Origin of the sequence: Pseudomonas azotoformans (assembly GCF_001579805.1) — a bacterium.
Taxonomy (GTDB): Bacteria; Pseudomonadota; Gammaproteobacteria; order Pseudomonadales; family Pseudomonadaceae; genus Aquipseudomonas; species Aquipseudomonas azotoformans_A.
Map to the genome: position 1 here is coordinate 5763040 of NZ_CP014546.1, position 23801 is coordinate 5786840.

20 protein-coding genes and 4 tRNA genes are annotated in these 23801 nt (G+C 59.1%); 8 read left to right on the top strand and 16 right to left on the bottom strand.

Annotated features, from left to right (window positions below; translation table 11 throughout):
• The first annotated feature begins 37 nt into the window (after window positions 1–37).
• The 3 genes from AYR47_RS26425 to AYR47_RS26435 all read left to right on the top strand — a co-directional run bounded on the left by AYR47_RS26425 (window position 38) and on the right by AYR47_RS26435 (window position 3531).
• Window positions 38–1168, top strand: coding sequence for a carbon-nitrogen hydrolase family protein (locus AYR47_RS26425; RefSeq protein WP_061448965.1), 1131 nt, complete (start codon window positions 38–40; stop codon window positions 1166–1168).
• Entirely contained in the window at window positions 1165–2193 is a 1029-nt protein-coding gene (locus AYR47_RS26430) for an AraC family transcriptional regulator (protein WP_033903258.1), read from the top strand. The genes AYR47_RS26425 and AYR47_RS26430 overlap by 4 nt, the downstream gene beginning before the upstream one ends.
• 333 nt (window positions 2194–2526) lie before the next feature.
• Window positions 2527–3531 carry a transketolase-like TK C-terminal-containing protein gene (locus tag AYR47_RS26435; protein ID WP_061448966.1) on the top strand — a complete coding sequence of 335 codons (1005 nt, stop codon included), beginning with the start codon at window positions 2527–2529 and terminating at the stop codon, window positions 3529–3531.
• Between the two features lie 63 nt (window positions 3532–3594).
• On the opposite strand, the gene AYR47_RS26440 is transcribed toward AYR47_RS26435, so the two are convergent.
• Window positions 3595–4065, bottom strand: a complete 471-nt coding sequence (locus tag AYR47_RS26440) for a MarR family winged helix-turn-helix transcriptional regulator (RefSeq protein ID WP_061448967.1) — start codon at window positions 4063–4065, stop codon at window positions 3595–3597.
• Between the two features lie 145 nt (window positions 4066–4210).
• Between AYR47_RS26440 and aceE the strand changes: the two genes are divergently transcribed.
• Window positions 4211–6871, top strand: a complete 2661-nt coding sequence (gene aceE / locus AYR47_RS26445; RefSeq protein ID WP_033903261.1) for a pyruvate dehydrogenase (acetyl-transferring), homodimeric type — start codon at window positions 4211–4213, stop codon at window positions 6869–6871.
• Window position 6872: 1 nt separating this feature from the next.
• Here aceE and AYR47_RS26450 read toward each other — a convergent pair whose 3' ends face one another.
• Complete coding sequence (locus AYR47_RS26450; RefSeq protein ID WP_033903262.1) at window positions 6873–7646, bottom strand: DUF2242 domain-containing protein; 774 nt, start codon at window positions 7644–7646, stop codon at window positions 6873–6875.
• An 89-nt stretch (window positions 7647–7735) separates the two neighbouring features.
• Window positions 7736–8635, bottom strand: a complete 900-nt coding sequence (locus tag AYR47_RS26455) for a LysR substrate-binding domain-containing protein (RefSeq protein ID WP_033903264.1) — start codon at window positions 8633–8635, stop codon at window positions 7736–7738.
• A gap of 119 nt (window positions 8636–8754) precedes the next feature.
• Here AYR47_RS26455 and AYR47_RS26460 point away from each other — a divergent pair, with 119 nt between their 5' ends.
• On the top strand, window positions 8755–9960 hold the full coding sequence (locus AYR47_RS26460; RefSeq protein WP_061448968.1) for an MFS transporter: 1206 nt from the start codon (window positions 8755–8757) through the stop codon (window positions 9958–9960).
• Here the strand turns inward: AYR47_RS26460 and AYR47_RS32325 are convergent.
• The 11 genes from AYR47_RS32325 to AYR47_RS26510 form a co-directional block, all read right to left on the bottom strand.
• Complete coding sequence (locus tag AYR47_RS32325; protein WP_082781541.1) at window positions 9907–10431, bottom strand: GNAT family N-acetyltransferase; 525 nt, start codon at window positions 10429–10431, stop codon at window positions 9907–9909. The two genes, AYR47_RS26460 and AYR47_RS32325, sit on opposite strands and share 54 nt — an antisense overlap.
• Window positions 10432–10530: 99 nt before the next feature.
• Window positions 10531–12405 (bottom strand): SurA N-terminal domain-containing protein, encoded by a 1875-nt coding sequence (locus AYR47_RS26465; RefSeq protein WP_061448969.1) that lies wholly within the window; start codon window positions 12403–12405, stop codon window positions 10531–10533.
• Window positions 12406–12635: 230 nt separating this feature from the next.
• Window positions 12636–12908, bottom strand: coding sequence for an HU family DNA-binding protein (locus tag AYR47_RS26470; RefSeq protein ID WP_003174819.1), 273 nt, complete (start codon window positions 12906–12908; stop codon window positions 12636–12638).
• Window positions 12909–13057: 149 nt separating this feature from the next.
• Window positions 13058–15454, bottom strand: a complete 2397-nt coding sequence (lon, locus tag AYR47_RS26475) for an endopeptidase La (RefSeq protein WP_033903268.1) — start codon at window positions 15452–15454, stop codon at window positions 13058–13060.
• 173 nt (window positions 15455–15627) lie between these two features.
• Window positions 15628–16911, bottom strand: coding sequence for an ATP-dependent Clp protease ATP-binding subunit ClpX (gene clpX, locus AYR47_RS26480; protein WP_010209414.1), 1284 nt, complete (start codon window positions 16909–16911; stop codon window positions 15628–15630).
• A gap of 112 nt (window positions 16912–17023) precedes the next feature.
• Entirely contained in the window at window positions 17024–17659 is a 636-nt protein-coding gene (clpP, locus tag AYR47_RS26485) for an ATP-dependent Clp endopeptidase proteolytic subunit ClpP (RefSeq protein ID WP_033903269.1), read from the bottom strand.
• Between the two features lie 91 nt (window positions 17660–17750).
• Complete coding sequence (gene tig / locus AYR47_RS26490; RefSeq protein ID WP_038848420.1) at window positions 17751–19061, bottom strand: trigger factor; 1311 nt, start codon at window positions 19059–19061, stop codon at window positions 17751–17753.
• 401 nt (window positions 19062–19462) lie between these two features.
• Window positions 19463–19538, bottom strand: a tRNA-His gene (locus tag AYR47_RS26495).
• 77 nt (window positions 19539–19615) lie between these two features.
• Window positions 19616–19700 (bottom strand) — tRNA-Leu (locus AYR47_RS26500).
• Window positions 19701–19755: 55 nt separating this feature from the next.
• Window positions 19756–19831 (bottom strand) — tRNA-His (locus AYR47_RS26505).
• A gap of 32 nt (window positions 19832–19863) precedes the next feature.
• Window positions 19864–19940: transfer RNA gene (locus AYR47_RS26510), tRNA-Arg, on the bottom strand.
• Window positions 19941–20219: 279 nt separating this feature from the next.
• On the opposite strand from AYR47_RS26510, the gene folD reads away from it, so the two are divergent.
• Complete coding sequence (folD, locus tag AYR47_RS26515; protein WP_061448970.1) at window positions 20220–21074, top strand: bifunctional methylenetetrahydrofolate dehydrogenase/methenyltetrahydrofolate cyclohydrolase FolD; 855 nt, start codon at window positions 20220–20222, stop codon at window positions 21072–21074.
• Between the two features lie 208 nt (window positions 21075–21282).
• A complete protein-coding gene (gene pbpG, locus AYR47_RS26520; protein ID WP_033903272.1) occupies window positions 21283–22206 on the top strand; it encodes a D-alanyl-D-alanine endopeptidase in 924 nt (307 codons plus the stop codon).
• 37 nt (window positions 22207–22243) lie between these two features.
• Here the strand turns inward: pbpG and AYR47_RS26525 are convergent, their stop codons facing one another.
• Window positions 22244–22906, bottom strand: a complete 663-nt coding sequence (locus AYR47_RS26525; protein ID WP_033903273.1) for a C39 family peptidase — start codon at window positions 22904–22906, stop codon at window positions 22244–22246.
• Window positions 22907–23116: 210 nt separating this feature from the next.
• Here AYR47_RS26525 and AYR47_RS32760 point away from each other — a divergent pair, with 210 nt between their 5' ends.
• Complete coding sequence (locus AYR47_RS32760; protein ID WP_016978011.1) at window positions 23117–23278, top strand: hypothetical protein; 162 nt, start codon at window positions 23117–23119, stop codon at window positions 23276–23278.
• On the opposite strand, the gene AYR47_RS26530 is transcribed toward AYR47_RS32760, so the two are convergent.
• A complete protein-coding gene (locus AYR47_RS26530; RefSeq protein WP_016978010.1) occupies window positions 23275–23685 on the bottom strand; it encodes a PA0061/PA0062 family lipoprotein in 411 nt (136 codons plus the stop codon). The two genes, AYR47_RS32760 and AYR47_RS26530, sit on opposite strands and share 4 nt — an antisense overlap.
• Between the last annotated feature and the right edge of the window lie 116 nt (window positions 23686–23801).

The window sequence follows — 23801 nt, forward strand, 5'->3', positions numbered from 1 at the left end:
TCGCGAACCCTACACACGGTCTGTTGTCTGTTGCCCCATGCGTAAACTTCTCGCTTTTACCGTCACCATGGCCCTGGTTGCCGCCGTCGCCGCGTATCTGGTCTGGACCCAGGAGCGCCCCGTGGCGCATTACCTGTCGGACCTGCGCATCACCCTCGCCGTCAACGAAGGCCTGCCGGCCGACCGGGGCAACCTGCTGGGCATCCAGCCGGAGCTGTTCCCCGCCGACTACCAGAGCCTGGAACGCCTGCACTTGAAGCTCGCGGCCTACCTGCAAAAAGCCCGCGACCAGGGGCTGATCAACGACAAGACCATCGTCGTGCTACCGGAACACATCGGTACCTGGCTGATGCTCACCGGCGAAAAGAACGAGGTGTATCAGGCTCTCCACGTCAAGGATGCGATGAATTGGTTGTCGGTGAGCAACCCGCTGCTGTTCGCCCGCGCCTGGATCAGCGCCACCGGCGACAACCGCACCGACGACGCCTACCTGCGCATGAAAGCCGACGGCATGGCGCGGGACTATCAAGTGCTGTTCGGTGGCCTGGCCAAGGAGTTCGGTGTCACCTTGGTGGCCGGCTCCATCACCCTGCCCAACCCGAGTGTCAGCCAGGGCCAACTGCGCGTCGGCCATGGCGCCTTGTACAACGCCAGCGTGGTGTTTGCCGCCGATGGCTTGCCGATCGGCGATCCGCAGCGCCAGCTCTACCCGATCTATGACGAGCGCGGCTTTATCGAGCCGGGTGATGAAAACGTCGTCAGTGTGGTCGACACTCCGGCCGGCCGCTTGGGCGTACTGGTGGGCAGCGACAGCTGGTACCCGGACAACTACCGCAAACTCAACGAACGAGGCGCCCAGTTGATCGCCGTGCCGGCCTTTGTGCTGGGCCGCGATACCTGGGACCGCCCTTGGCGCGGCTTCAAAAGCGTGTCCACGCCGACCGAAATCAGCCTCAAGCCCGAAGAACTCAGTGAGGGCGAAGCCTGGCGTCGCCTGACCCTGATCAGCCAGCCACCGGTCAGCCAGGCCAGCGCCGGCATGAGTGTGTTCCTGCGGGGCCAGTTCTGGGACCTGGGCACGGCCGGGCACAGTTTTCTCAGCAGCAACGGGCAAGTCAACGCCGATGGCGAAGCCCGTGGCGCGCGCCTGTTGAATATCTGGCTGTGAAGCCCGTACGGCTGGGTGATCTGTCGGTGGGCTTCGTGCACACCCTGGCCGATGCCATTCACAGCCACGGCCTGGACCCGCAACCGCTGCTGCTGCAATACGGCCTCGACCCGGCGCGCCTCGCCGAAGCGGGTGCACGGTTGTCGATCCCGCGCTATATGCGCCTGGGCCATGCCGCCATCCAACTGACCGGCGACGCGGGCCTGGGCCTGCGCATGGGCCAGCTCAGCCGTTTGAGCCAGGCCGGGCTGGCGGGCGTCACTGCCGCGCAAGCGCCCAACGTACGCGAGGCGGCGCGCGCATTGACTCGCTTTGAAGCGCTGTACGGCTCCAATTATCGCGGGCAGTCGAGCTTTGCCGAAGATGCCGAAGGCGCCTGGTTGCGGTTCTACTCCATCAGCCCCTACAACGCCTACAACCGCTTTGTGGTGGACTCGATCATCGCCGGCTGGCTGCATCAACTGTCGAGCCTGGCCCAGCAACCGGTGCAGGCGCAGCGTATCGACATCGAGTTCGAGGCACCGGAATACAGCGATCAGTACAGCGTGCTGGGAGACATCCACTTCGGTGCCGAGGCCAACCAACTGCGCCTCAACCAGCAGACTTTGGCCCTGCGCAACCCACAGCATTGCCCCAGCACCTGGAACCTGTTGTTACAACTTTGTGAGAGAGAGTTGGAGCAATTGACCCGCACCCGCAGCCTGCGCGAGCGCATTACCCGCTTGCTCGGACCCATGCTCAATGGCGGCCGGGAACCCGACCTGGAAGAAGTGGCGGCACGCTTGAAGCTGCCCACCTGGACACTGCGCCGCAAACTGGCCGACGAAGGCACTCAGTTCCGCGCGATTCTCAATGACACCCGCCGCGACCTGGCCATGACCTACATCCGCGATACGGAACTGGCGTTCGGCGAGATCGCCTACTTGCTCGGTTTTGCCTCGGCCCAGGCGTTTCAACGGGCCTTCAGGCGATGGAACAACCAGACCCCAGGGGAATTTCGCCGCAGTCAGCGGCATTCCGCCTGAAGTCGGTATTACAGCTCTGTAGCGTCGTCAGCCGGTTCCAGCGGGTCCAACTCAATCGCGTGGTACTCCAGCAGTTCTTCCTGGTAATCGTCCATGGTGGACTCCTTCTTGAGTTAAGAGTGACTGCAGGTAAATGACCTGCATCACCAGCCTAAAGTGCCGTCATGACGAAAAAATGTCGGCGTCATGACGTTCCTGCACCTAAGGATTAAACGTAGCAGCGTTACCGGGATTTAGCACCTGGGCCATGAGAAACCATTGCAATGATTGCAATTGCAATCAAATACAAATTTCCTTTAGGGTAATGGCATTCGTCGCCAGGTGACCCTCCCCATGTCCGCCACTACTGCACACGCCGCGCAACTCTGTATCGACGCACTGAACATCACCGACACCGTCCACCGCTCACCGCTGTATACCGTGATGAGCATGGCCAACACCCTGGAATTCAGCCGGCAAGCCTGGGTGATTCGCGGCCAGTCACACTCCCGGCGTGTGGGTAACTGGCCCAGTTGGTTTGCACGCAATACCGCCGAAAAACCCTTGCTCTACCTGCACAGCGCGCATTCGTCGGCGCAGTTGAGTGCGTTGTCGGACGCCACACAACAGCGCGGCATCCTGTGCAACGACACTGAAAACCAGCCTTCCGCCTGGCCCAAAGGTACACAACCTTCCCTGCCACTGTGGCTCGCCACCCATCCACGTTGCACACCCTACGACCCCGCTTCCGGCGAGGAAGCCCGGACGATTGTGCTGGCAGGCTTGCACACCTTGTATGTCGAGGGTGAGCCGGGGTTTTATTACCTCGCGTTGCATGATCAGCAAAGCGTAGCGGTGCTGAGCACGCAGGATCGCCAGGACGCGCTCAAGGGCATGTACCCCATCACGCGTGACCACACGGGCGACGTACGTTTGCTCGGTGCGGGCAGCGCACTGGAAGACGTGCTGCACGCCGCACGATTATTGAAGCAGGACTGGGACATCACTGCGCAGGTCTGGAGCAGCCCCAGTTACACACGACTGGCGCGCGAGGCTGCAGTAGCTGAACGCTGGAATCGGCTGCACCCTACAGCGCCCAAGCGCAGTTGCCATTTACGTGAATGCCTGGCCGCAAATGCAGCGCCGGTGATTGCTGTCACGGGGTATCCGCAGGCGATTGTCGATCAATTAGCGGGGTATGTGGATGCGCGGTTTGTGCCGCTGGGAGCGGGGTCAGTGCAAGCGGCGGCACCGAGTCGGTATTGGATCGTGGTCATGGCGCTGCGGGCATTGGCGGATGAGGGGCGTATTGCTCTTCAGCAGGTGGAAACAGCGATGGCCCGGTACCCACTCCAATGAACTGGAACGCCGCCAACTGTGGGAGCTGGCTTGCCCGCTCCCACATTCGATCTGCACTGAGTTTCAGGTTTTGCGCCGGCTGCGGGTCTGCCCCCCGGCCTCCATCGCCAGCCCTGCCGTGCGCTCCAATGCATCCGCAAATCCCTGGCGCTGCTCCGGCTCGATCTGCGACAGAAACAACTCATCCACCGTGCTTTCGTAGATCTTCCACATCTTTTTACGCAACACCCGGCCGGCGTCGGTGATCAAGGCAAACGCCGCGCGACCGTCGCCATCGGAGCGCGAGCGCACGACCAGTCCGTCCTTTTCCAAGCGATCAACCAGGCGCGTGAGGTTATAGCGCTCAATGGCCAGCACATCAGCCAGTTCGTGCATACGGCGGGTGCCGTCGGGGCCGCTTTCCAAGCCCCACAGCGCGTCATACCAAGCATACGGCGGCAGGTCCGCCTCGGCCAGGCGCCGCTCGATTTCACGGATGACCGTCCTGTGGGCCCTGACAAAACGGAACCATACATCCGGTTCTTTCGACGACATCCAACACCATCCGGGAGATTTCAAGAAGGTTGCAATAGTAGCTCATCCCGCGCTAGATTCGGTCATGTAGTTGCAATTGCAATTACTTTTTCGGCACTCCCATAAGGAGCCCGCCACTTGAAACCCGCCTACCCTGGAGCCTCACATGACCCCGAACAACGCAGTCAGACGCGACGACGATCCACAGGAAACACGCGAGTGGCTGGAGTCCATCGAATCGGTGCTGTCCACCGAAGGTCGCCCGCGCGCCCACTACCTGATCGATCAGTTGCTGGATTTCGATGTGGCGCGGCATGGCGACTTCTACGGGCGGGTCACCACGCCCTACGTCAATACCATCCCGTTGGACCGCCAACTGCCCTACCCTGGCAACCTGGCCATTGAGCGTCGCACCAACGCGTTTATCCGCTGGAACGCCATGGCAATGGTGCTGCGAGCAGGCAAGCACTCAGGTGTGGGTGGGCACATCGCAACCTATGCGTCAGCGGCCGTGCTGTATGACGTAGGCTTCGACCACTTTTTCCGTGGGCGTACCGATACCTTTGATGGCGACCTGGTGTACATCCAGGGCCACTCCTCCCCTGGCATCTACGGCCGCGCCTACCTGGAGGGCCGCATCAGCGAAGCACAACTCGACAATTTTCGACGTGAGGCCGGTGGCGAGGGCATTTCATCCTATCCGCACCCACGGCTGATGCCTGACTTCTGGCAGTTCCCCACCGTGTCCATGGGACTCGGCCCGATCACTGCCGCTTACCAGGCGCGCTTTATGCGTTATCTGGAATTGCGTGGCCTCAAGCAACATCAGGGCCGCAAGGTCTGGGCCTTCCTCGGCGATGGCGAAATGGACCAGCCGGAATCCCTGGCCGCCATTTCCCTGGCCGGGCGTGAGAAACTCGATAACCTGATCTTTGTGGTCAACTGCAACCTGCAACGCCTGGACGGCCCGGTGCGCGGCAATGCCAAGGTGATCCAGGAATTCGAAAGCCTGTACCGCGCCGCCGGCTGGAACGTGATCAAAGTGATCTGGGGCGGTGGCTGGGACGTGCTGCTGGAAAGAGACCAGAGCGGGCTGCTGCGCCAACGCATGATGGAATGCGTGGACGGCGACTATCAGAACTACAAATCACAGAACGGCGCCTACGTTCGCGAACATTTCTTCGGCAAATATCCGGAGCTGCTGGCGTTGGTTGCAGACATGTCTGACGACGATATCTGGAAACTCTCACGGGGCGGACATGACCCGGACAAGGTCTACAACGCCTATGCCGCTGCCGTGCGCCACAGTGGCCGACCTACGGTGATCCTGGCGAAGACCGTCAAGGGGTTTGGCATGGGCGAAGCCGGCGAAGGCCAGAACATCAACCACCAACTCAAGAAAATGGGCGCCGACGCTATAAGAGCCTTCCGCGACCGCTTCGCCCTCGAAGTGGCCGACGACCAACTCGCCGACATCCCTTACATCAAACCCGCCGCCGACAGCGAAGAAGCCCGCTACTTCGTTGCACGTCGCCAGGCGCTCGGCGGTTATGTACCGGCGCGGCACAGTGCGGTCGAATCGTTGCAAATCCCTGAATTGAGCGCGTTCGCCACCCAGCTCAAAGACACGGGCGAGCGCGCGATTTCGACCACCATGGCCTTCGTGCGCATCCTCGGCACCCTGCTCAAAGACCCGCACCTGGGCAAGCTGATCGTGCCCATCGTGCCGGATGAATCGCGCACCTTCGGCATGGAGAGCCTGTTCCGTCAGATCGGTATCCATTCCGCCGTCGGCCAGCTCTATACCCCACAGGACGCAGGACAACTGAGCTACTACAAGGAAAGCAAGGACGGACAGATCATGCAGGAAGGCCTGAATGAATCCGGCGCCATTTCCTCTTGGATCGCAGCGAGTACGTCCTACAGCAACCACGGCCTGATGACGGTGCCGTTCTATATTTTCTATTCGATGTTCGGGTTCCAGCGGGTCGGAGACCTCGCCTGGGCGGCCGGCGATGCGCGGGCCCGCGGTTTCCTGTTAGGGGCCACGGCCGGCCGCACCACGTTGATGGGCGAAGGCTTGCAGCATGACGATGGGCACAGCCATATCCTGTCGTCGGTGATTCCGTGCTGTGTGTCCTACGACCCGACGTTTGCCTACGAGCTGGCGGTGATCATTCGCGAAGGCATGCGGCGGATGTATGTCGAACAAGAGGACATTTACTACTACATCACCCTGCTCAACGAAAACTACCCGCACCCGGCGATGCCTGATGGCGTGGAAGATGGAATTCTCAAGGGTATGTATAGGCTGGGTGCCAGCAAGCAGGCGCAAGTCCAACTGATGGGCAGCGGCTCAATCCTGAGGGAGGTCATGGCGGCGGCTGAACTGCTGGAGAAAGACTTCGGCGTACGCAGCGATGTGTGGAGCGTGACCAGCCTCACCGAATTGCGCCGTGACGGGCATGAGGCCGAGCGCTGGAACCTGCTGCACCCAGAGTGCGAGCCAAGGGTGAGTTACGTGGAGCAATGCCTGGTCGGGCACATGGGGCCGGTGGTGGTGGCGACGGACTATGTAAAGCTGTTCGCCGATCAGATCCGCCCCTTCGTACCCGGTCGACGTTTTGTGGCGCTGGGCACCGACGGCTTCGGGCAATCGGATACCCGCGAAAACCTACGCGCACTCTTCGAAGTGGACCGGCACTTCATCGTACTGGCCGCCTTGAAGGCATTGGCGGACGACGGCGTGATCGCGCGTGAAAAAGTCAGTGAAGCCATCAGCCGCTACGGGATCAACGTCGACAAAACGAACCCCGTAGCAGTCTGATTTACTGCGCAGGCGTCGGCAGGGGCGGAATCGCTTCTGTCGGCGGTGGCAGGTCCGGGTTGCTGGTGGCCGGTGCAGGCTCGGCTTGCGGCGCAATCGGCGCAGCTTCGACGGGTGGCGCTACCGGCTGTGAAACGGCGGGTTCTTCCTTCGCAGGCTCGACCTTCTCGGCGGCGGGTGCGGCTTTAGGTTCCGGCACGCCGAGCTCAGCCTTGGGCTTCTCGGGAATGTTCTCGGCCTTCTTCACCTCTTGCGGCAGGAACACGTCCACCAGCGCGAAGTAACGCTCGTAGAACTTCGGCGCGGACACCGTCTCGCTGGCCACCTTCACCATCGAGTCATCGGTGGAGCCGATCGGCATCGACACCGAACCCAGCACGCCCACCCCCAGGCTTGCGGAGTTGTTGACCTTCTTCAGCGCATAGCGATCCTGAAGGGCGTTGGCAAACATCGTCGAATGGTTGGTGCCTTTGCCATCATCGGCACACACCACGTTGAAGCTGATCTGCAGATGGGTCTCGCCGGTCTGCTGGAAGCTCTTGTTGCCCACCACCAGTTTCGGATCGCTGCTGGTGATGATGTAGCCCTGGCTCAGCAAGGCACGCCGCGCGGCTTCGCACGCTGCAACGTCAGTGACCGGGTAATCCCGGGAAAACGTACCGGAGTCGTCGAAATTCTCATGTTCATAAATGGCGGTCTTGGGTGACGAGCAGCCCGCGGCGCCCGCCAGCACCAGCGCCAGCCCGAGGCTACGCAAGTGAAATGATGTCGACATTGAAAATCCTGAGGAAAACGGTCCGGGCGGTATTGTGCAACAGAACGCTGCCTTGGCGCGCGCATTCCTGTCGGTAAAACGTCACAGCCTTACGCGACGCCGCCCGTAGGAAACAGCCCGGCACACATATGATCAATAAACACGCGCAGTTTGGCCGAGGCATGGCGACTTGATGGCCATAACATCCAGAAGCTCCCCCGGTGCTCCAGATAATCATCCAGCACCCGCTGCAGACGTCCTTCGTTCACCGCCTGATTGACCATGTAGTCCGGCAGACAGGCGATACCCAGGCCTTCGTGCACCACGTGGTTGAGGGATTCGATCGTGGTGCTTACCAGCGGGGCGCGCAAAACGGGATCCGAGGTGCCGGGGTCAAGTCGCAGCGGCCAGTGCTCCAGTTTGCCGGTCGCGCAAAACTTGTGGCGCAGGCAGGCATGCTCGCTCAACTGTTGCGGCTGCTGCGGTGTACCGTGCTGGCGAAAATACCCTGGTGTTCCCACCAGCACCAGTTGGTAATGCCCCAGGTGGCGGGCCATCAAGCGCGAATCTTCTGGCTTGCCGGTGCGAATCACCGCGTCGAACCCTTCCTCGATCACATCCACCATGCGGTCGGAAAAATCCACATCCAGTTCGATGTCCGGGTAGGCGCGCATGAAGTCGCTGATCACCGGCATCAACAGGCCACGCACTTGCGGCACGCTGATCCGCAACTTGCCGCGCGGTGTGGCACTGGCTTCGGTCAGCTCCCGTTCGGCGGCCTCGACCTCAGCCAGGATGCGCCGCGAGCGCTCAAGGAACAGCGCACCTTCGCTGGTCAAGGTGATGCTGCGAGTGCTGCGGTGAAACAACCGCACGCCTAGGCGCTCTTCCATCCGCGCGATGCTTTTGCCGATGGCTGAAGACGATACGCCCAGCACACGCCCGGCAGCGGTGAAGCTGCGGGTCTCCGCCACCTGCACGAAAACGGAAAGGCTGCCCAGGCTGTCCATGAAAAAATCCTCGATGATTGCGGACGTTGAAGTCCGATAAGTTCGGAACCTTAGCCTGTTTTTCCGCCGACCACAGCCCCCTACCCTGCTTGCTTGCCCTTTTGCATGGATAGAGCACGATGACCTCCCTTACCGATTCCCCCATGAAAGTCCAGCGGGACACGCTGCCATTGGGTGGTTTGCTGGCCTTGGCCAGTGCCGGTTTTATCACCATCCTCACCGAAGCCATGCCCGCCGGTCTCTTGCCACAAATGGGCGAAGGCTTGGACGTGTCACCCGCACTGGTTGGCCAATTGGTCACGCTGTACGCCCTCGGATCACTGCTGGCGGCCATCCCCCTGACGCTGTTGACCCGAGGCTTGCGACGCCGCCCTCTGCTGCTTATCGCGATTGGCGGCTTTGCTTTGGTCAACAGCGTGACCGCCCTTTCCAGCCACTACGGGCTGACCCTCGTCGCACGCTTCTTCGCCGGCGTGTTTGCCGGGCTGCTGTGGGCACTTCTGGCGGGTTATGCCAGCCGGATGGTGGCACCTCATCTGCAAGGCCGCGCGATTGCGGTGGCCATGCTTGGGGCACCGTTGGCGCTGTCATTGGGCGTGCCCGCCGGCACCTTTCTGGGCGCCGTGGTCGGCTGGCGGCTGAGCTTTGCGATCATGACCGGGCTGACATTGGTGCTCTTGGTATGGGCGCGTTGGCAACTGCCGGATTTCGCTGGCGAACCGGCTGGAAAACGCCTGGGCCTGCATCAAGTGCTGGCCTTGCCGGGGATTCGTCCGGTGCTGTGGGTGACCTTGACCTACGTGTTGGCCCACAACGTTCTGTACACCTATATCGCTCCGCTGCTGGTGCCAGCCGGCATTGCTGCGGATATCGACCGAGTGCTGTTGGTGTTCGGCCTCGCCGCTTTGTTGAGCATCTGGCTGGCCGGCGTGCTGATTGATCGATGGCTGCGCGCACTGCTGCTGATCAGTTGCGCACTGTTTGGCGTGATTGCCTTGGCACTGGCCTTCTGGATGAACGTGCCCGCGGTCATCTATCTCGCCGTCGCGTTGTGGGGCCTGGCGTTCGGCGGGCTGCCTGCATTGCTGCAAACAGCGCTAGCCAAATCAGCGGGTGAGTCGGCGGACGCCGCCCAGTCGATGCTGGTGACCGTGTGGAACCTCGGGATAGCAGGTGGTGGGCTGGCGGGCGGTGTATTGCTTCAGGGCTGGGGCGTCACCGCGTTTCCATGGGCAATTGTGCTACTGATGCTACTGGCGCTGATCGGGGCCTCACAGGTTGCGTCCCAACAACTGGCCCGGCCATCCCTCCAGCTCGAACGTTGAGAGACGCTGATACCCGCACGTTTCATAAAACCGCACAAGCTCCCCGGTGCCACCGGCATAGCAGTCCACTCGCAGGCGCCTCGCTCCAGCAGCACGGGCTTGGTCGTCGGCGAAGGCCAGCAGCCGTCGACCCAGCCCACGGGCACGCACGTCACGCGCGGCGATCAGCAATCGCACATAGACTTCCGGCTCGCAGGCTGCCGGCACGTAAGGCATCGACTCACCCAGCACCAGTGCCGCCAGGATAAGCCCGTCTGGCGCCTCGACTACCCAAGCACCCGGCAACGCGCAGGCCTGCGTGACTTGCTCGACTCGGCGTGGCAGTGCCGACCAGGGCTCAGTGCCCCATTGAGCAGTATTGCCCCTACTCACGAACCAGGCGATCACACCATCAAACACCTGCAACACAGCCGGGACATCCGCTGCACTCGCGCGACGGATCACCCACGCTTCTACTCCTTGAATGGACACGCTTGAAACTCCCTGGCTGGCGTTAACGAGCGACCAGTCTAGCGCACATGAAAAAGCCCCCGGTCTTTTCAGGCCGGGGGCTTTTTGTTCAAACCGACATCAGAACTTCTTGATGTCAGCCTTGGTTTCCAACTGCTTGCGGTAGGCCGCGAAGTCCTGCTGGCCGACACGGGAGGCGAGGAAGCGGCGGTATTGCGCCTTTTCTTCGTCCGTTGGGGCAGCAGCTTCGTTGACACCGTTCAAGCGCACGATCACCAGGCTACCATCCGCCAAGGTCACGGTGGTGAAGGTCGGCTTGTCCTTGGCCGCAGGCTTGGGCATGCGGAACAGGGCTTGCAGCACGGCAGGGTCGATCGCTTCCTGGCCACGGGTGGCCGCTTCAGTGACTTTCCACGCCTGGCCGTCGACCGGCTGGTTCAGCGCAGTCTTGCCATCACGCAGACTGGCGATCAACTCGTCAGCATGAGCTTTGGCAGCTGCGCTGGCGCGCTCCTTGGCCATCTGCGTGCGAATCGCCGCATTGACGCTTTCCAGCGGCAGTTGCGAAGGCTTCAGATGCTCCTTGGCACGCAGCACGATGATGGTTTCCGGGTCCAGTTCGATGGCGGTGCTGTTGGCACCTTCATCCAGTACTTCCGGGCTGAACGCTGCGGTGACCACGGCACGGTTGGCCGCAACACCTTCGCCACCTTCACGGCCAAACGGCGCGGAGGTGTGAACGGTCAGCTTCAGGTCGGACGCCGGCTGGGCCAAGTCGGAGGCTTCGAATGCTGCGTCTTCCAATTGCTTGGTCGCTTCGACAAAACGTTGCTCAACCTGCTGGGTCTTGAGCTCTTTGGTCAGCTTGTCTTTCAGGCTGGCAAACGTCGGCACTTGCGGTGCCTCAACGCCCAACAGCTTGATCAAGTGCCAACCGAAGGTGCTGCGTACCGGTGCCGAGACTTGGTCTTTGTTCAACGCGTACAAGGCAGTTTCGAAGTCCGGGTCGTAGACGCCAGGGCCGGCAAAGCCGAGGTCGCCGCCACTGTTGGCCGAACCCGGATCCTGGGAGAACTCCTTGGCCAGGGCTTCGAACTTCTCACCCTTGGCCAGGCGTGCCTGGATCTCTTCGATCTTGGCCTTGGCTTGCGCGTCGGTGACCTTGTCGTTGACTTCGATCAGGATGTGCGCGGCACGACGCTGTTCAGCGAGGTTGGCGGTTTCTTTCTGATAGGCCGCCTGCAGCTCTTCGTCCTTCACGCTGACCTGGTCGAAGAAGGAAGACTTCTTCAGTTCCAGGTAGTCGATGACCACCTGGTCCGGGGTCATGAACTCTTTGGCGTGCTGGTCGTAGTAAGCCTTGACCTCATCGTCGGTGAGTTTCACCGCGCCAGGGTTGGCCTTGATGTTGACGGTGGCGAAGTCGCGGGTCTGTTTTTCCAGACGCGCAAATGCCAGCACTTCGGCATCGGTGACGAAACCGCTGCCAGCAATACCTGCGCGAACCTGACCGATCAGCATTTCCTGGGTCAGCATCTGACGGAATTGCATACGGCTGTAGCCCAGTTGACGGATCACCTGGTCAAAGCGTTCGGCGTTGAACTTGCCGTCCACCTGGAATTCCGGTGTCTGCAGGATTACCTGGTCCAGCGCAGCTTCAGAGAAGCCAAACTTGGAGTCAGCCGCACCTTGCAGCAACAGCTTGCGATCGATCAGACCCTTGAGGGCCGCTTCGCGCAGCAGTTTTTCATCCAGCAGGGAGGCATCGAAATCCTTGCCCAGCTGTTGCATCAGCTGGCGACGTTGCATGTCGACGGCCTGGCTCAGTTCGGTCTGGGTGATTTCTTCACCGTTGACCTTGGCCACGTCCTGCTTACTGTTACCCGAAGCCTGGAAAATGGCCTCGATACCGGTGAACGCCATCAATGCGACGATGATCCCGATAATGGTCTTGGCAATCCAGCCTTGTGAATTGTCCCTGATATTTTGCAGCATGCGTCCCCCAGAAACGGTTGAACTTCAAGAATAGGCAACCGTGGAGCGTGGGTAGAGTACGGATATAAGAAAGGCGCATCCAAGGATGCGCCTTCTCGCAACTGGCGGAGCGGACGGGGGCTTTGGTTCTCCCCCCGGCTTCGCGACCCTATGCATACGTGGGTCTGCCGCCGCTCCGCTCCCAGGTCGAACCTACGTTCGTCCCGGGTAGGTAAAGGCTGGATCGAAGCTTAGTTAACAGCTTCTTTCAGGGCTTTACCGGCTTTGAAACCTGGTTTCTTGGCAGCAGCGATCTGCAGTGCTTTGCCAGTCTGTGGGTTACGGCCAGTGCGAGCTGGGCGGTCAGTCACAGAGAAAGTACCGAAGCCTACCAGGACCACGGAGTCGCCGGCCTTCAGAGCGCCAGTGACGGATTCGATTACTGCATCCAGCGCACGGCCAGCAGCAGCTTTCGGGATATCAGCGGATGCAGCGATAGCATCAATCAGTTCCGACTTGTTCACTCTAAGTCCCCTTATATATCTATTGAGTATGATTCTAAGTTTTTTGGTGAAAGCAAAAACCAGTGCTGAATGGCCTACAGACACTTAAGAGCCGCTTTATAACAAGGGCTCTAAAAAGCTGTCAAGGAAGCCCCCCAGGCTTTAACACATTAATGCGTGCTAATTCTTTCCTTGGAATCAGACTCGCGCTTTTCGTCCTTGGCAACTATCTCCGGAGCCACATCCGGCAAGGGCTCCGGCGCGTATTGCAGCGCAATTTGCAGGACCTCGTCAATCCATTTAACCGGTTTAATCTGCAGATCCTGCTTGATGTTGTCAGGAATTTCCTTCAAGTCGCGAACATTCTCTTCAGGAATGATCACCGTCTTGATACCACCCCGGTGTGCAGCAAGCAATTTCTCTTTCAGACCACCGATGGCCAATACCTGACCACGCAGGGTGATTTCCCCGGTCATGGCGACATCGGCGCGCACCGGAATGCCCGTCAATGCCGACACCAAGGCCGTGCACATGCCTACACCAGCGCTAGGGCCGTCTTTCGGGGTCGCCCCTTCCGGCATGTGGATGTGCGTGTCGTGCTTCTCGTGGAAGTCCAGGGGGATCCCCAGGCTCTTGGCGCGGCTGCGCACCACGGTCTGCGCGGCAGTGATGGATTCAACCATCACGTCACCCAGGGAACCGGTCTTGATCAGTTGACCTTTACCAGGAATGACAGCGGCTTCGATGGTCAGCAATTCGCCGCCCACCTGGGTCCACGCCAGGCCAGTCACCTGTCCTACCTGATCCTGCTGCTCAGCCAGGCCGTAGCGGAATTTCTTCACGCCCAGGAAGTGCTCCAGGGAGTCGGCAACTACCTTCACCGAGAAGCGTTTTTCCAATGCATGCTCTTTGACCGCCTTGCGGCAAATCTTCGCAATCTGGCGCTCCAAGCCCCGCACACCGGCCTCGCGAGTGTAGTAACGCACGATGTCGCGGATCGCCTCGACCTCGAATTCGATCTCGCCCTTCTTCAGGCCGTTGGCCGAAATCTGCTTGGGCGCGAGGTATTTGACGGCAATATTGATCTTCTCGTCTTCGGTATAACCCGGCAGACGAATCACTTCCATCCGGTCCAGCAACGCTGGCGGGATGTTCATGGAGTTGGAGGTGCACAGGAACATTACGTCGGACAGGTCGTAGTCGACTTCCAGGTAATGGTCGTTGAAATTGTGGTTTTGCTCGGGATCGAGCACTTCCAGCAACGCCGACGCTGGATCGCCACGCATGTCGCTGCCCATTTTGTCGATTTCATCGAGCAGGAACAGCGGGTTGCGCACGCCCACTTTTGTCATCTTTTGAATCAATCTTCCTGGCATCGAACCGATGTAAGTGCGGCGATGACCACGGATTTCCGCTTCATCACGCACACCACCGAGGGCCATGCGCACGAATTTACGGTTGGTGGCATTGGCAATCGACTCAGCCAGCGAGGTTTTACCCACGCCAGGCGGACCCACCAGGCACAACACCGGACCGCGAATCTTCTTCACGCGCTTTTGCACAGCGAGGTATTCGAGGATGCGTTCTTTGACTTCTTCGAGGCCATAGTGGTCGGCATCGAGAATGTCTTCGGCACGCGCCAGGTCCAGGCGCACTTTGGTCTGGGCCTTCCACGGGACTTGCACGAGCCAGTCGATGTAGGAGCGCACCACGGTGGCTTCGGCCGACATCGGTGACATCTGCTTGAGCTTGTTCAACTCGGCAGTGGCTTTGGTCAGGGCGTCTTTCGGCAGGCCAGCGGCATCGATGCGCTTTTTCAGCTCTTCGATTTCGTTGTGGCCTTCCTCGCTGTCGCCGAGTTCTTTCTGAATGGCCTTCATCTGCTCATTCAGGTAGTACTCGCGCTGGCTGCGCTCCATTTGTTTCTTCACGCGACCACGGATGCGTTTCTCGACCTGCAACAGGTCGATTTCGGCATCCAGCAGCGCCAGCACGTGTTCGACACGCGCCGACAGGTCGATGATTTCAAGGATGTCTTGCTTCTGCTCGATCTTCAGCGCCATGTGCGCGGCCATGGTGTCGACCAGGCGACTTGGCTCATCGATGCTGTTGAGGGAAGACAGGACTTCAGCCGGGACTTTCTTGCCCAACTGCACATACTGCTCGAATTGCGAGAGCAGGCTGCGTACAAACACTTCGGACTCGCGCTCAGGGGCCTCGACTTCGTCGATCAGCGCCACTTCAGCGCGCAGGTGGCCATCCACCTCCATGAAACGCTCGACCGCACCACGCTGCTCACCTTCCACCAGCACCTTGACGGTTCCATCTGGCAGCTTGAGCAGTTGCAGCACGGTCGCAATGGTACCGACGCGATACAGGGCATCTTCGCCTGGATCATCGTCAGCAGGATTCTTCTGGGCCAACAGCAGGATTTGCTTGTCGCCCGTCATCGCGGCCTCGAGGGCTTCGATAGACTTCTCGCGCCCCACGAACAGCGGGATAACCATGTGCGGATAGACGACGACATCACGCAACGGCAGGAGAGGCAATTCAATGGTGGTCTTCATGATTTCGCCTCTATGACAGATGAAAAATAAGCTTGAAACCAAGATGGGGGCTGCATGCAAAAAAAACAAGCTTATTGCCAGCAGTTAAACGCAGTAAACGCTTTGGGGTAAAAACGCCGTAAAAACAAAGGGGCCCCTGGAGGCCCCTTGTTTATACCGAAACCGCGGAACGCTTACGCGTCAGGCGCAGCCTTGGCAGCCGGCTCACTGTTTTCGTAGATATACAGTGGCTTGGACTTACCTTCTATAACGCTTTCGTCGATCACCACTTTACTCACCTCGGACTGCGAGGGGATTTCGTACATGGTGTCGAGCAACACGCCTTCCAGAATCGAACGCAGGCCACGTGCACCGGTCTTGCGTTCCAGTGCCCGCTTGGCCACCGATTTGAGGGCGTCGGTACGGAACTCGAGGTCCACACCTTCCATCTCGAACAACTTGGCGTACTGCTTGGTCAGGGCGTTTTTCGGCTCGGTGAGGATCTGAATCAGAGCAGCCTCATCCAGTTCGTCCAACGTCGCCAGGACTGGCAGACGACCCACGAATTCCGGGATCAGACCGAACTTGACCAGATCGTCAGGCTCGACTTCACGCAGGGACTCGCCAACCTTCTTGCCTTCTTCCTTGCTGCGCACTTCGGCACTGAAGCCGATGCCGCCACGGGTCGAACGCTGCTGGATGACTTTTTCCAGGCCGGAGAACGCACCACCACAGATAAACAGGATGTTGCGCGTATCAACCTGAAGGAATTCCTGCTGCGGGTGCTTGCGGCCGCCTTGTGGCGGTACGGAAGCGACCGTGCCTTCGATCAGTTTCAACAAGGCTTGCTGCACGCCTTCACCGGAAACGTCTCGCGTGATCGACGGGTTGTCCGACTTGCGCGAAATCTTGTCGATTTCGTCGATGTAGACAATACCCATCTGGGCTTTCTCTACGTCGTAGTCGCACTTCTGCAGCAGTTTCTGAATGATGTTCTCGACGTCTTCACCCACGTAGCCAGCCTCGGTGAGGGTGGTGGCGTCGGCGATGGTGAACGGAACGTTCAGCAGGCGAGCGAGGGTCTCTGCCAGCAGGGTTTTACCCGAGCCTGTAGGACCGATCAGCAAGATGTTGCTCTTGCCGAGTTCAACTTCGTCGCCTTTCTTGTCACGCTGGTTCAAGCGTTTGTAGTGGTTGTACACCGCTACGGCCAGAACCTTCTTTGCACGCTCTTGACCAATCACGTACTGGTCAAGGATGCCGCTGATTTCTTTAGGCGAAGGCAATTTATGCGCGCTGCTTTCGGCCTGGGCTTCCTGCACCTCCTCACGGATGATGTCATTGCACAGGTCGACGCACTCGTCGCAGATAAAGACCGAGGGGCCGGCAATCAATTTGCGCACTTCATGCTGGCTTTTGCCACAGAAGGAGCAATAGAGCAGCTTGCCGTTGTCCTCGCCGTTGCGGGTGTCAGTCATTCGTTCGATCCAAATCCGATAGGCTTGCAACACAAGATGAAGGCTTATGCGGGCTTTTTCAAGCCCGCCAGTGGTCGGACATGCCGACCAGCCCTATTTTGAGCAGCTTATATTAAGCGGGGCGCTGGCTGATCACGTCGTCGATCAACCCGTATGCTTTCGCAGCTTCGGCACTCATGAAGTTGTCGCGGTTGGTATCGCGCTCGATTTCTTCCAGGGTGTGCCCGCTGTGCTTGGCCATCAACGTATTGAGGCGCTCGCGAATAAACAGGATTTCCTTGGCGTGGATTTCGATGTCCGACGCCTGGCCCTGGAAACCGCCCAGTGGCTGGTGAATCATCACGCGCGAGTTCGGCAGGCAGAAACGCTTGCCTTCGGCACCGGCGGTCAGCAGGAATGCACCCATGCTGCAGGCCTGGCCAATGCACGTGGTCGAGACGTTCGGCTTGATGAACTGCATGGTGTCGTAGATCGACATACCTGCTGTCACCGAACCGCCCGGCGAGTTGATATAGAGATGGATGTCCTTGTCCGGGTTTTCCGCTTCAAGGAACAGCAGCTGCGCACAAATCAGGTTGGCCATGTAGTCCTCTACGGGGCCCACCAGAAAGATCACTCGCTCCTTGAGCAGGCGCGAGTAGATGTCGTAGGCGCGTTCGCCACGAGCGGACTGCTCGACAACCATCGGGACCAGGCCGCCAGCGGCCTGGACATCAGAGTTCTGCTGAATATAGGAATTACGGAACATGCTCTGCAGTTACTCCCAAATAGTCATGTCTTGAAAACGCATAAGCCAGCGCGAGGCTGGCTTATGGTTGTATTTCCAACGAGTTGGACAATCAGTCGGCTTGTGCTGCTTCCGCCGGTTTGACTGCTTCTTCGTAAGAGACCGCTTTATCGGTCACCTTAGCCTTCTGCAGAACAGTATCCACAACTTGTTCTTCCAGCACAACCGAACGCACTTCGTTCAGTTGCTGATCGTTCTTGTAGTACCAAGCCACGACCTGCTCAGGCTCCTGGTAGGCCGAAGCCATTTCCTGGATCATTTCGCGAACGCGGTCTTCGTCAGGCTTGAGGTCAAACTGCTTGACCACTTCAGCCACGATCAGGCCCAGCACGACGCGGCGCTTGGCTTGTTCTTCGAACAGCTCGGCCGGCAGTTGGTCAGGCTTGATGTTGCCACCAAACTGCTGGACAGCTTGAACGCGCAAGCGATCCACTTCGTTGGACAGCAGGGCCTTAGGCACTTCGATCGGGTTGGCGGCCAGCAGACCGTCCATGACCTGGTTCTTGACCTTGGACTTGATGGCCTGACGCAGCTCGCGCTCCATGTTCTTGCGAACTTCGGTGCGGAAGCCTTCGATACCGGTTTCCTTGATGCCGAATTGAGCGAAGAACTCTTCGTTCAGCTCTGGCAGCTTAGGCTCGGAAACGCTGTTGACGGTCACGGTGAACTCGGCGGCTTTGCCAGCCAGGTCCAGGTTCTGGTAGTCAGCAGGGAAGGTCAGGTTCAGAACGCGCTCTTCGCCGGCTTTGGCGCCAACCAGGCCGTCTTCGAAGCCCGGGATCATGCGGTTGGAACCCAGCACCAGCTGAGTACCCTTGGCGGAGCCGCCAGCGAAGACTTCGCCGTCAACCTTGCCAACGAAATCGATGTTCAGCTGGTCTTCGTTCTGGGCAGCGCGGTCGGCCACTTCGAAACGGGTGTTCTGCTTGCGCAGGATTTCCAGCATGTTGTCCAGGTCCGAATCAGCCACTTCGGCGCTCAGACGCTCGATTTCGATACCTTCGAAACCGGCCACTTCAAATTCAGGGAACACTTCGAATACAGCAACGTATTCCAGGTCCTTGCCAGCTTCCAGGGACTTAGGCTCGATCGACGGCGAACCCGCTGGGTTCAGCTTGTGCTCGACAACAGCTTCGTAGAACGAAGCCTGGATCACGTCACCGACAGCTTCCTGGCGCGCATCGGCACCAAAACGGCGCTTGATTTCGCTCATTGGCACTTTGCCTGGACGGAAACCAGCGATCTTGGCCTTCTGGGCAGTCTGCTGCAGACGCTTGTTGACCGCAGTTTCGATGCGCTCAGCCGGCACGGTGATGCTCAGGCGACGCTCGATAGCAGTAGTATTTTCAACAGAAACTTGCATGGATATTCCTCGTTGCACAGACGTTAGCCGGCCATTTCCGACCCCAATCAAGGGCATGCATTCTAGTGGGTCAAACTCAAGAAGTCACCCTACTGCAAATACGCCCGAAAACAGCCGGCAATTTATCGGTACGAAGGCACGGATGCACCTCGCCCCGGTGACAAATACAACCCATCACGCCAGGGCTCTGCGCCGCCCCTTCTATATATAGAAGAAGTCGTCATCCATCTCCCTGACGGCCAACCCCGCAAACAGGGCTGGCAGGCAGCGCAGCATCATCGAGATACATAAATACGACGAAACGCGCTGCCATCGCGCCCCATTACCTGCAGCCGCTGGATATTTCGAACCGCTGAAACCAAAAAAGGCGCCAGACTGTTAAATCTGGCGCCTTTCGAATATGGGGTGGACGAAGGGGATCGAACCCTCGACAACGGGAGTCACAATCCCGTGCTCTACCAACTGAGCTACGCCCACCATATTGCGTTAACAAAGAAACCAAACCACTTCTTTGTCGAGCCCTGCCCTGCCTTTCGACGGGACCAAGCTTTATTTGGTGCGGATGAAGAGACTCGAACTCTTACGCCTCGCGGCGCTGGAACCTAAATCCAGTGTGTCTACCAATTCCACCACATCCGCGCTTGAAGCTCTTAAAGCAAAGGCGCCAGACGATTAATCTGGCGCCTTTAAAATATGGGGTGGACGAAGGGGATCGAACCCTCGACAACGGGAGTCACAATCCCGTGCTCTACCAACTGAGCTACGCCCACCATATAGCGCTACTTGTGCCAAAGCTGCCTAATGGCGCACCCGGCAGGACTCGAACCTGCGACCATCCGCTTAGAAGGCGGATGCTCTATCCAGCTGAGCTACGGGCGCCTGATTAATCTGTACTCTTGGAGGATTACAAACTAAGTGCTTCCAGCCTTACAGAACAACACGCTATTCTGCTCGACCTTCTTAACCAGTGCTAGGCTGTGCCCGACAAGTGCGACGAATAGTATAGACGCCCTCGAAACCCGTCAAATCTTTTTTGAAAAAAACTGATTTTATTTAAGGGGTTAGGGCAATTTGCAGACCAAGCGCCTTTGCCCTCACGTCCTGGCATGCGAGAATGCGCGCACTTTTCTTCCCCCTCTCGATGGTTAATCACGCGTAATGACTGCACAACTTATCGACGGCAAATCAATCGCCGCCAGCCTGCGCCAGCAGATCGCCAAACGAGTCACCGAGCGCAGCCAGCAAGGCCTGCGCACGCCTGGCCTCGCGGTGATCCTGGTCGGCAGCGATCCTGCCTCTCAGGTTTATGTCTCGCACAAGCGTAAAGACTGTGAAGAGGTCGGCTTTATTTCCAAGGCCTACGACTTGCCTTCCGAAACCACCCAGCAGGCCCTGACCGACCTGATCGACAGCCTCAACGACGACCCGAAGATCGATGGCATCCTGCTGCAACTGCCATTGCCCGAGCATCTGGACGCCTCCAAATTGCTGGAGCGCATTCGCCCCGACAAAGACGTCGACGGTTTCCACCCTTATAACGTCGGCCGCCTGGCCCAGCGCATCCCACTGCTGCGCCCGTGCACGCCAAAAGGCATCATGACCCTGCTGGAAAGCACCGGTGTCGACCTGTACGGCCTCGATGCAGTCGTGGTCGGCGCCTCCAACATCGTCGGCCGCCCGATGGCCATGGAATTGTTGCTGGCCGGTTGCACTGTGACCGTCACCCACCGTTTCACCAAAGACCTCGCCGGCCACGTCGGCCGCGCCGACCTGGTTGTGGTTGCTGCCGGCAAGCCAGGACTGGTCAAAGGTGAATGGATCAAGGAAGGCGCCATCGTCATCGACGTGGGCATCAACCGCCAGGACGACGGCAAGCTGGTGGGCGATGTGGTGTACGAAACCGCCCTGCCCCGCGCCGGCTGGATCACCCCAGTGCCAGGCGGCGTCGGCCCGATGACCCGCGCTTGCCTGCTGGAAAATACCCTGTACGCCGCAGAGACCCTGCACGCTTAATAACCAGGCGTACTTAAAAAGCCCTGCTTTAGCGCAGGGCTTTTTATTGCCCGCGATAAACCCTGTTTTTTCTTAGTTTTTAAGAACTTTCATCGGGTTCTAGAAGAACATTCGACAGTTTCTGATCCATACTCCTAAAATGTAACGGCATTTATCAAAAACCCGTTCCCGAACGGTATTTCCTTACTTTTTTAGCGAGTTCACCCGCGTGAAAATTCGTCTCTCTATTGTCAGCCTATTTTTTGCTTTCACAGGCACCTTCGCGCACGCCGCCGAAACCACCCAGGCCCCGCGTGACACATCCAAACTGCAAATCGCTTCCGGCAGCGCCATGCTGGTGGACCTGCAGACCAATAAAGTCATTTATTCCAGCAACCCCGACGTGGTGGTGCCAATCGCCTCGGTGAGCAAGTTGATGACCGGCCTGATCGTGCTGGAAGCCAAGCAGAACATGGATGAGTACATCGATATCAACATCAAGGACACGCCGGAAATGAAAGGCGTGTTCTCCCGCGTGAAAATCGGCAGTGAAATGCCGCGCAAAGAGATGCTGCTGATCGCCCTGATGTCCTCGGAAAACCGCGCTGCCGCCAGCCTGGCGCACCACTACCCAGGCGGCTACCCGGCGTTTATCGCGGCGATGAACGCCAAGGCCAAGGCGCTGGGCATGACCAGCACTCACTATGTAGAACCCACGGGCCTGTCGATCCACAACGTGTCCACCGCCCGTGACCTGAGCAAGCTGCTGGCCGCCGCGCGTCACTACCCGTTGCTGAGCCAGTTGAGCACCACCAAGGAAAAGACCGTGTCGTTCCGCAAGCCCAACTACACCCTGGGCTTCTCCAACACCGACCACCTGATCAACCGCGCCAACTGGGATATCAAGCTGACCAAGACCGGTTTCACCAACCAGGCCGGCCACTGTCTGGTGCTGGTGACCAGCATGGGCAACCGTCCGGTGTCGTTGGTGATCCTGGATGCTTTCGGCAAATTCACCCACTTTGCCGATGCCAGCCGTATCCGCAATTGGGTCGAGACCGGCAAGAGCGGTTCAGTGCCGGATGTGGCGCTGCGCTACAAGGCCGACAAGAACCTGAAGAATCGCCCCAACGCTGCGGAAGCCCGTCGCTAAGCGATATAAAAAACGGCGCTTTGATAGCGCCGTTTGTTTATTTGCGTTCCGCCAACACCTTCAGCGCCTGCGCCGCCGCCCGCTCCTGCCCGGCCTGGGCCGTCGCATTCGCCGAGTCCCGCCACCGTTGTGCATCCACATTCGCCGGCAACTGGCTCGGGCGCTGGGTGAGGATTGCCCAACTGCCGGCGCTTTTCCATTTGGACTCAAAGTCGCTGAAGCTCATCAGCAAGCGCCGATCCATCCCCGAGCGCAACAACACCGTGCTTTTCTGCTGGTTGAACCCCACCACGACCACGTAGTGCGCATCCGACCACAGCCCGCCGCCAATCCGCGCCATCACCGGATAACCCGCCGCCACCTGGGCCAGCACTGCCGTCAGCTTGGCCTCCAGCGGATACACCATCAGCCCGTACTCACGCGCCAGCACCTGCATGTTGCGCTCAAGGTCGGCTTCGCCGCCCGGCAGATGCAACGGTTTATCCAACAGCCCCGGTGTCATGACAATGCCTTGTTGCGACAGCATGCTGGCTAAAGACGTAGGACCGCTCTGGTAGGCCTCGCTGCGAAAGGTCGGCACGCCATTGAGTTCGACGCGCTCCGGCAGGCCGGCCAGTCTCGACGGGGTGGAGGAACACGCCGCAAGGCCCAAGGCACACGCGAGGAACAAGGATGTTTTCAGGTTCGACCGTAACCGCAATTTTCTACTCTCTTGATCAACTGCCGGTAAGGGCCCTGATCATAGGACGCTCTGCTACGCGGGTATAGCCCGCAGCTTTAGTAAAGGACGCGGATAGAGCAAAGAAGTTGGACAGACACGACCATTGGTCAATAGCAGGCAACCGCCAGGTAGCTAGACTGTCCATTGAGAAGACTGTGTGTGCCCCCTGCGGGGCGAAAGGAGGCCCGAATGAGCCTTGCAACAACGATTGTCCTGTTGATCTGCGGTTGGCTGGCTGTAGCCGGCGCCATGTTGTGGGGGGTGTTGCGCATCACCCGTCGGCACCATCACCCCCACGTCAAACCCGCTGCACCCGCCAAGCCCCATAAGGTAGCGGTACATCACGCCTAGCCCGGCATGCAATTGAAGTCCTGAGTCGCCGCGACTTCCTTGCCGTGACCATCCATCAAGGATGCGCGCACGGTGGTGCCCAGGCTCGACTCCACCAGGGTGTAGTGCTCACCTGCCTTGAAATCCTTGTACTCGACCCGACCCTGGCAGTCCTGCTGGTTGTCGTCGCCTGGCTCTTCTTCGAACAGCGTCACATCCAGGCGATGGTCTCCAGGCGTCACTTCAAAGAAACGTCCGTCATCCACACGCTTGCCGTCAACGCGTTCGGCCATCAGGTCGTTGGGGGCCTCTTCTTTCAGACCGATCCACGCTTCGCTCGGGTCGGCCTTGGGGATCGGGCCGGCGCACGCCGACAACAACAGCACAGCACCGAGGGCGGGAATCAATAACAGAGGTTTGAGTGACATGGCAGGGCTCCAACAAATAGGGACGATGTGTCCGATGGGCTACAAGCTTGAGGAGCCACCCTTTGTAGAACAAATGAATACATATGAAACGATCTTCAGCCCCTTCCTAAATGTTC

Coding starts and splice junctions, on each gene's coding strand:
- AYR47_RS26455 (WP_033903264.1), bottom strand. CDS start 8,635: ATGGACAGCCTGGGCAGCCTTTCCGTTTTCGTGCAGGTGGCGGAGACC.
- AYR47_RS26465 (WP_061448969.1), bottom strand. CDS start 12,405: ATGCTGCAAAATATCAGGGACAATTCACAAGGCTGGATTGCCAAGACC.
- AYR47_RS32760 (WP_016978011.1), top strand. CDS start 23,117: ATGAGCCTTGCAACAACGATTGTCCTGTTGATCTGCGGTTGGCTGGCT.
- folD (WP_061448970.1), top strand. CDS start 20,220: ATGACTGCACAACTTATCGACGGCAAATCAATCGCCGCCAGCCTGCGC.
- AYR47_RS26460 (WP_061448968.1), top strand. CDS start 8,755: ATGACCTCCCTTACCGATTCCCCCATGAAAGTCCAGCGGGACACGCTG.
- lon (WP_033903268.1), bottom strand. CDS start 15,454: ATGAAGACCACCATTGAATTGCCTCTCCTGCCGTTGCGTGATGTCGTC.
- AYR47_RS26450 (WP_033903262.1), bottom strand. CDS start 7,646: ATGTCGACATCATTTCACTTGCGTAGCCTCGGGCTGGCGCTGGTGCTG.
- AYR47_RS26425 (WP_061448965.1), top strand. CDS start 38: ATGCGTAAACTTCTCGCTTTTACCGTCACCATGGCCCTGGTTGCCGCC.
- AYR47_RS26530 (WP_016978010.1), bottom strand. CDS start 23,685: ATGTCACTCAAACCTCTGTTATTGATTCCCGCCCTCGGTGCTGTGCTG.
- tig (WP_038848420.1), bottom strand. CDS start 19,061: ATGCAAGTTTCTGTTGAAAATACTACTGCTATCGAGCGTCGCCTGAGC.
- AYR47_RS26440 (WP_061448967.1), bottom strand. CDS start 4,065: ATGTCGTCGAAAGAACCGGATGTATGGTTCCGTTTTGTCAGGGCCCAC.
- clpP (WP_033903269.1), bottom strand. CDS start 17,659: ATGTTCCGTAATTCCTATATTCAGCAGAACTCTGATGTCCAGGCCGCT.
- aceE (WP_033903261.1), top strand. CDS start 4,211: ATGACCCCGAACAACGCAGTCAGACGCGACGACGATCCACAGGAAACA.
- clpX (WP_010209414.1), bottom strand. CDS start 16,911: ATGACTGACACCCGCAACGGCGAGGACAACGGCAAGCTGCTCTATTGC.
- AYR47_RS26435 (WP_061448966.1), top strand. CDS start 2,527: ATGTCCGCCACTACTGCACACGCCGCGCAACTCTGTATCGACGCACTG.